Origin of the sequence: Daejeonella sp., assembly GCF_044232565.1 — a bacterium.
Classification (GTDB): domain Bacteria; phylum Bacteroidota; class Bacteroidia; order Sphingobacteriales; family Sphingobacteriaceae; genus Daejeonella.
In genome coordinates this window covers 1-6,666 of sequence record NZ_JBIILQ010000153.1, presented here as the reverse complement: position 1 = coordinate 6,666, position 6,666 = coordinate 1, and the positions used below count along the sequence as shown (strand labels likewise).

Below are 6,666 nucleotides of genomic sequence, written 5' to 3'. Positions count from 1 at the left end.
AGCCTCTTTCCAACCTGAATTTAAACCGCTGAAAGTCAGGGTATCAATTGCAGTAGACCTTGCTTTTATTGAAAGGCTTCCCAAAGCTTTTTGATCTTTATCGATGAACAATTTAATTGGAATATTGATTGCTTCTTCCTCCGAATTATTCTTCAATCGGACAATTATTTTTTCAAAATCACCGGGCTTATGAATGGCTGTGCTGAACCATAGCGAATCAATGGAGATATTGGGCTGTGGATTAGATTTTATGCGTACTAATCGAATTGCAAAGGCACTATCCGCAGAAATAGCTTGTTCGGCAAGGGTATTTTTCTGGAAGTCGGAAATAAGATAAATGGTTTTGCGCGAATTTGGCTCTTTCTGGAAAACATCCTTTTGCCGAGAGATAATTTGGTTTATATTTTTTTGTGCGGGACTAATTTCAACGGCATCTACTGCATTTTGAAAATCTTCGAGGGAGAGTAAACGCTGATCTTTACCTTCAAAATCGTTGGTAAGGATTTGAAATTTATCATTTAGGCTATATGCTGATGCAATTTCTTTGGCTCTTCGTTTGGCTTCATCGAGTAACATCCCTTCCTTATTCTGAGCCTCCATGCTATAGGAATTATCGATATAAATGCTCAAAACCTGATTTTGAAACAAATTATTTTGAGAAGTGCTTGGTATATAAGGTCTTGCAAATGCAAATACAAGAAAGGCAATCCCTAAAATCCTTGAGGCAAGAATTAAACGGTCTTTGAGCTGCCTCTTGGATACATTTTGTATCTCCTCATTTTTCAAAAAACGCACATTACTGAAGTATACTTTTTTGAATTTTCGAAAATTAAAAAGGTGAATGAGAATAGGTATGACGATTGTCAGGAGTGCAAATAAAAATCCGGGGGATAGGAATCTCATTAAGAAACAAATTTAATGATAATTAATCGAGTTTGAAAGTCCTTTTTTTGGAGACTATTTTTATGGATATTGAATGGCAAGGTTGTTAGCTCTGGTCGTCCCTCTGGTCGGTGTTGTCACCGTACCAGTCACATCCCAGCAAGCTATCCTACATCTACCCAACTTTCGATGTTTATGTCGAGTGTATGCAATAGAGGGTAGTGGTACGGTGACAACACCGACCATAGGGGGTAGTGGTACGGTGACCACACCGACCACAGGGGGTAGTGGTACGGTGACAACACCGACCATAGGGGGTAGTGGTACGGTGACAACACCGACCACAGGGGGTAGTGGTACGGTGACAACAGATAGATAGACGCTTGTACAGTTGTCTATGTAAAGTGGCTAGTAACATTTCTCAATTTATTGTAATAAAAACCAAGATACAAGTGTTATGGGCCTGTAAATTTGAAAATACCGAAAGCTATCAGTATATTTGTATTCCCCCAAGTTAGTTGGGCCGAAAATATGAATTTAGTTTTCACACATCACGTACATTTCCATCATCGCTTTGCGGCGATGTAATTTATATACGTTTCTACGTGAAACTGTTTCTTAATATTTTTTTTGGTCTGATTAAAACATAAAATTTGAAAACTCTCAAAATAGCTATCCAAAAATCGGGTAGATTAAACGAAAAATCTGTCGAGCTTCTTAAAAACTGCGGTTTAAGCTTCGAAAATTATAAAAGTTCATTAATTTCCAACGTTTCTAATTTCCCTCTAGAAATACTTTTCTTGCGTGATGATGACATCCCAGAATATGTACAAGATGGTATTGCAGATCTTGGAATTGTGGGCGAAAATGTAATCAGTGAAACCGGTGTTGACGTTAGCTTCTTGCAAATGTTGGGCTTCGGCAAATGCACCTTAAAACTGGCTGTGCAAACGCATAGTGATATCGAAAAAATTTCCGACTTAAATGGCAAATCTATCGCCACCTCTTACCCTGTTATCCTAAAAAAATTCTTAGATCAAGAATCTATAAATGCTGACATTAGAACTATTTCCGGCTCAGTAGAAATTGCTCCAGGTTTAGGCTTAAGTGATGCGATTTTCGATATTGTATCAACGGGCGCCACATTAAAGAGCAATGGATTGAAACCCTTTGCAGAAGTAATGAAATCTGAAGCTGTTTTAATTGGGCGTAAAGGCATCGAAAATGATAATCTTATCATTGAGCTAATTCAAAGAATTCAATCGGTGTTACGTGCTAAAGAAACCAAATACGTGGTTTTAAATGCAGAAGCCAAAAACATTGATCAAATTTTAGCGCTTTTACCTGGAGTAAAGAGCCCCACGGTTGTACCATTAGCTGAACAGGGCTGGGTTGCCATTCATACGGTTATTCCCGAGCGAGATTTCTGGGAAAAAATCAGCCTCCTGAAAGGTGCTGGTGCTCAAGGTATTGTTGTGATGCCAATTGAAAAAATCATCCTCTAATAGATAAAAACACATGTTGAAAGTCTACAATTTCAAGGATCTTACTCGCAAGGGAATTGAAGAACTATGCAAACGTAATAGTGATTCAAACCAGCAGGTTCGCAGCATCGTTAGTGACATTATTGATGAGGTGAAAAGAATAGGTGATGCCGCTTTACACAACTATGCGGAGAAGTTTGATGGTATTGTGCTAAAAAAGCTTTTTTTGGATAAAGAAGAGCTAAAAACTATCGCCCAAGGTGCTGGAGAGGACGAAAAAAAAGCCATCATAATTGCCTACAACAATATTAGAAAGTTTCATGAAACGCAAATCCCTGCCGAACAAAAAATTGAAACTACAAAAGGTGTAGTCTGCTGGCGTGAGTATAGAGCGATTGAAAAAGTTGGATTATACATTCCTGGCGGGACTGCCGTTTTACCGAGCACCTTTTTAATGCTCGGCATACCAGCCATCTTGGCAGGATGTAAAGAGATTATCGTTTGTTCACCACCCCAAAAAGACGGCAAAGTGAATGCTTATGTCGCTTTTTGTGCAGAGCTTTTAGGGATTGAACGGATTTATCTTGCAGGAGGTGCTCAAGCAATTGCTGCAATGGCTTATGGGACAGATACTATCACAAAAGTGGATAAGATTTTCGGTCCTGGAAACCAATATGTGACCAAAGCAAAAACCATTATTCAATCAGAAAGTCAAACTGCCATCGACATGCCTGCAGGACCATCAGAGGTTCTTATCATTGCCGATGAAAGTGCAAATCCGGAATATGTTGCCGCCGACCTTCTAGCTCAGGCCGAACACGGCATCGATAGTCAGGCGGTATTGCTATCCAATTCTCAACGAATTATCGATGAAACTATTCTTGAAATTAAGATCCAACTGGCATTATTACCTAGGGCTGAAATCGCTTCTAAAGCCATAGCAAATTCTTATGCAATATATTGCGCAAACCTCAATGAGGCCATGGAGTACAGTAATATATACGCTCCTGAGCATTTAATCTTAGCAACAGATCAATGGGAGGAAATTAGTCCTGAAATTATAAATGCAGGATCTGTTTTTCTAGGGCACTTAACACCTGAAAGCGCAGGTGATTATGCGTCTGGAACAAACCATACTTTACCAACAAGCTCCTATGCACGAGCGTATTCAGGGGTATCTCTTGATTCTTTCATCAAGAAAATTACCTTTCAGCACATAAGTAAAGAAGGTATAAAAAACTTAGGTCCGACAGTAGAAATATTAGCGGCTCTGGAAGGTTTACAAGCGCATAAAAATGCAGTTAGCGTACGCCTAAAAAACAATCAAAACCTATAAATAATTGAATTACAACACATTAACAAAATACGATGTTCAACTTACAGAATTTACTTCGTAAAAATATTAAAGAGCTTGTCCCCTATTCATCTGCAAGAGATGAATTTAAAGGAGAAGCTTCCGTTTTCCTGGATGCTAACGAAAACGCATATGGCTCGCCGCTAAAATCAAATTATAATCGCTATCCAGATCCATTGCAGTACAAGGTTAAAAAGCGACTTTCAGAAATTAAGGGAGTACCTCCCAGAAATATATTTTTAGGAAACGGAAGCGACGAAGCCATTGACATACTTTTTCGTGCATTTTGCAATCCTGGGAGGGATAATGTAATTACTGTTCCGCCAACTTATGGCATGTATGAGGTATCAGCCAATATCAATGATGTTGAGATTAGAAAAATCAATCTATTGCCAGACTATCAGCTAAACATGGAAGGCATTGCCGAGGCGATAGATGAAAACACTAAAATTATATTTATCTGTTCGCCAAATAACCCTACAGGGAATTCCATAAACAGAGCAGATATTGAGACTATTTTGGCAAATTTCAATGGCTTGGTGGTTATTGATGAAGCTTATATCAATTATAGCCGCCAAAAAACCTTTATCCAGGAGCTTACTGAGTATTCCAATTTGGTAGTTCTACAAACCTTATCCAAAGCATGGGGCTTAGCCGGTTTACGTGTAGGAATGGCCTTTGCCAGCGAAGAAATTATTGAAGTTTTCAATAAAGTTAAGCCACCATACAACATGAATGAGGCTTCGCAAGAACTTACTTTGGAGGCTCTACAGAATGTCGATCAAGTAAATAATTGGATAAAAGAATCTGTCGCTGAACGCGAAAAGCTAAGAGCTAACTTAAGCATCATGCCTTCAGTAATAATTATTTACCCTTCAGATGCTAATTTCATCCTCGTAAAAACAGAAAATCCCAAAGAAATTTACCAATATTTTGTGGACCTCGGTATAATTGTCCGCGACCGCTCAAAGGTTGAGCTATGTGAAGGATGCCTTCGGATTACAGTTGGCACCCCACAAGAAAATAAACTTTTAATGGAAGCTTTTAAAAACTTCGAAGAATCAAGAAAAAAATGAAAAAGGTATTGTTTATAGATCGTGATGGCACTTTAATTATTGAACCACCCGAAGATTTCCAAGTTGACAGTCTCGAGAAACTAGAATTTCTACCTTTCGCGATATCATCCTTAAAAAAGCTGCAAGATTTCGGTTATGAATTGGTTATGGTAAGCAACCAAGATGGTCGCGGTACGAGCAGTTTCCCTGAAGAAGATTTTCAAAAACCACAGCAAAAAATGCTTAATGTTTTAAAAAATGAAGGTATCAGCTTTGCTGAAATATTTATTGACGATTCCTTCCCAGAAGATCATAGTCCCAACCGTAAACCCAATACCGGATTATTGACTAATTACCTCATTTCCAATTTAATAGACCTGCACCATTCTTTTACCATCGGGGATAGAGAAACTGATATTCTATTGGCCCAAAATCTTGGCTGTAAGGCAATTTTCTATTCAGAAAAGACGCATCAACAGGCGGTGCTATCTAGCACAAATTGGATTGATATCACTAATTATTTAACAACAAAAAAGGATCGCTTTGTAGAATTAGAACGAAATACAAAAGAAACCAAAATAAAATTGAGCCTGAATTTAGATGGTACCGGTACGCATCAAATCAACACAGGTTTGAAATTTTATGATCACATGCTCGACCAATTGGCAAAACATTCTGGTGTGGATCTCGTTCTTAAAGTGGATGGTGATTTGGAGATTGATGAGCACCACACCATTGAAGATACTGCTATAGCTTTGGGAAAGGCATTTAAACAAGCATTAGGAGATAAAAGAGGTATTGAACGCTATGGTTTTTTATTGCCAATGGACGAAGCACTCGTTCAGTGTGCGATAGATTTTTCTGATCGTGCATACTTCATCTATGAAGGTAAATTTGATAGGGAATATGTGGGTGATTTCCCAACTGAAATGTTTGAACATTGGATGAAATCCTTCTCTGAGCATGCAGGAATGAACTTAAACTTAAAAATTATAGATGGCAACAATACCCATCACATGATTGAAGCGAGCTTTAAAGCATTGGCAAAAAGCATAAAGCAGGCTATACAAATAACAGGAACCGAATTACCCAGTACCAAAGGAGTATTATGATCGGAATTGTTTATTACGGTGCGGGAAACATTTTCTCACTCAAGGCAGCCCTTGATCGACTGGATTTAAGCTATGGCATGATTCATAATGCCAAAGATTTTGATCAATACGATTGTTACATCATTCCCGGTGTAGGGCATGCGGGCACTGCAATGCAGAAATTAAAGGATACGGCACTCATTCCAGCCATCATTCAATTAAAAAAACCGGTTCTCGGCATTTGTGTGGGTATGCAATTATTAAGCAATCATTCAGAAGAAGGAGATTCCAAGTTAACAGGAATTATCCCATTAGAAACAAAGTTGTTTAGCGAAACACTACAAGTGAAAGTCCCGCATACTGGGTGGAACAAAGTTTTCTCAAATCCTGACAATCCCCTGTTTAAAGACATTCCCAAAGACTCGCATTTTTATTTTGTACATTCGTATTATATAGAATTTAATTCTAATTTTACGATTGCTGCCACAGAATACGGAATAAAATTCTCTTCAGCGATTCAGAAAGATAACTTTTACGGCGTTCAATTTCATCCAGAAAAATCTGGAATTGCCGGTGAACAATTAATTAAAAATTTTGCACAATTAGCTAAAAGCCATGTATATAATTCCAGCAATTGATATTTTAAATGGTAAGGTTGTTAGATTACGTGAGGGTGATTATGACCAAGTAACTTCCTATGAGGTTACCCTAGAAGAGATGATTGAAAAATATCAATCAAATGGAACTGAATTCATACACATCATCGACCTAAATGGGGCAAAAGGTGATTTTAGCAATCA

General features: G+C 38.1%; 7 protein-coding genes. 6 read left to right on the top strand and 1 reads right to left on the bottom strand.

Annotation, left to right across the window (positions count from 1 at the left end):
• The coding region (locus ACILQF_RS09030; protein ID WP_395627091.1) for a BatA domain-containing protein at window positions 1–903 on the bottom strand (903 nt) is incomplete at its 3' end.
• A gap of 632 nt (window positions 904–1,535) precedes the next feature.
• Between ACILQF_RS09030 and hisG the strand changes: the two genes are divergently transcribed.
• The 6 genes from hisG to ACILQF_RS09000 form a co-directional block, all read left to right on the top strand.
• Window positions 1,536–2,387 carry an ATP phosphoribosyltransferase gene (gene hisG, locus ACILQF_RS09025; protein ID WP_395627090.1) on the top strand — a complete coding sequence of 284 codons (852 nt, stop codon included), beginning with the start codon at window positions 1,536–1,538 and terminating at the stop codon, window positions 2,385–2,387.
• A 13-nt stretch (window positions 2,388–2,400) separates the two neighbouring features.
• A complete protein-coding gene (gene hisD / locus ACILQF_RS09020) occupies window positions 2,401–3,702 on the top strand; it encodes a histidinol dehydrogenase (protein WP_395627089.1) in 1,302 nt (433 codons plus the stop codon).
• A 32-nt stretch (window positions 3,703–3,734) separates the two neighbouring features.
• Entirely contained in the window at window positions 3,735–4,796 is a 1,062-nt protein-coding gene (hisC, locus tag ACILQF_RS09015) for a histidinol-phosphate transaminase (protein ID WP_395627088.1), read from the top strand.
• Window positions 4,793–5,887 (top strand): bifunctional histidinol-phosphatase/imidazoleglycerol-phosphate dehydratase HisB, encoded by a 1,095-nt coding sequence (gene hisB, locus ACILQF_RS09010; RefSeq protein ID WP_395627087.1) that lies wholly within the window; start codon window positions 4,793–4,795, stop codon window positions 5,885–5,887. Before hisC ends, hisB begins: the two co-directional genes overlap by 4 nt.
• Window positions 5,884–6,504: an imidazole glycerol phosphate synthase subunit HisH gene (hisH, locus tag ACILQF_RS09005; protein ID WP_395627086.1), complete on the top strand. Its 621-nt coding sequence runs from the start codon at window positions 5,884–5,886 to the stop codon at window positions 6,502–6,504. Before hisB ends, hisH begins: the two co-directional genes overlap by 4 nt.
• A partial coding sequence (locus tag ACILQF_RS09000; protein ID WP_395627085.1) for a HisA/HisF-related TIM barrel protein occupies window positions 6,482–6,666 on the top strand: 185 nt, incomplete at its 3' end. The genes hisH and ACILQF_RS09000, both read left to right, overlap by 23 nt.

Bases quoted from the DNA above. Each gene is read 5' to 3' on its own strand.
- hisB (WP_395627087.1), top strand. From the start codon at position 4,793: ATGAAAAAGGTATTGTTTATAGATCGTGATGGCACTTTAATTATTGAA.
- hisH (WP_395627086.1), top strand. From the start codon at position 5,884: ATGATCGGAATTGTTTATTACGGTGCGGGAAACATTTTCTCACTCAAG.
- hisC (WP_395627088.1), top strand. From the start codon at position 3,735: ATGTTCAACTTACAGAATTTACTTCGTAAAAATATTAAAGAGCTTGTC.
- hisD (WP_395627089.1), top strand. From the start codon at position 2,401: ATGTTGAAAGTCTACAATTTCAAGGATCTTACTCGCAAGGGAATTGAA.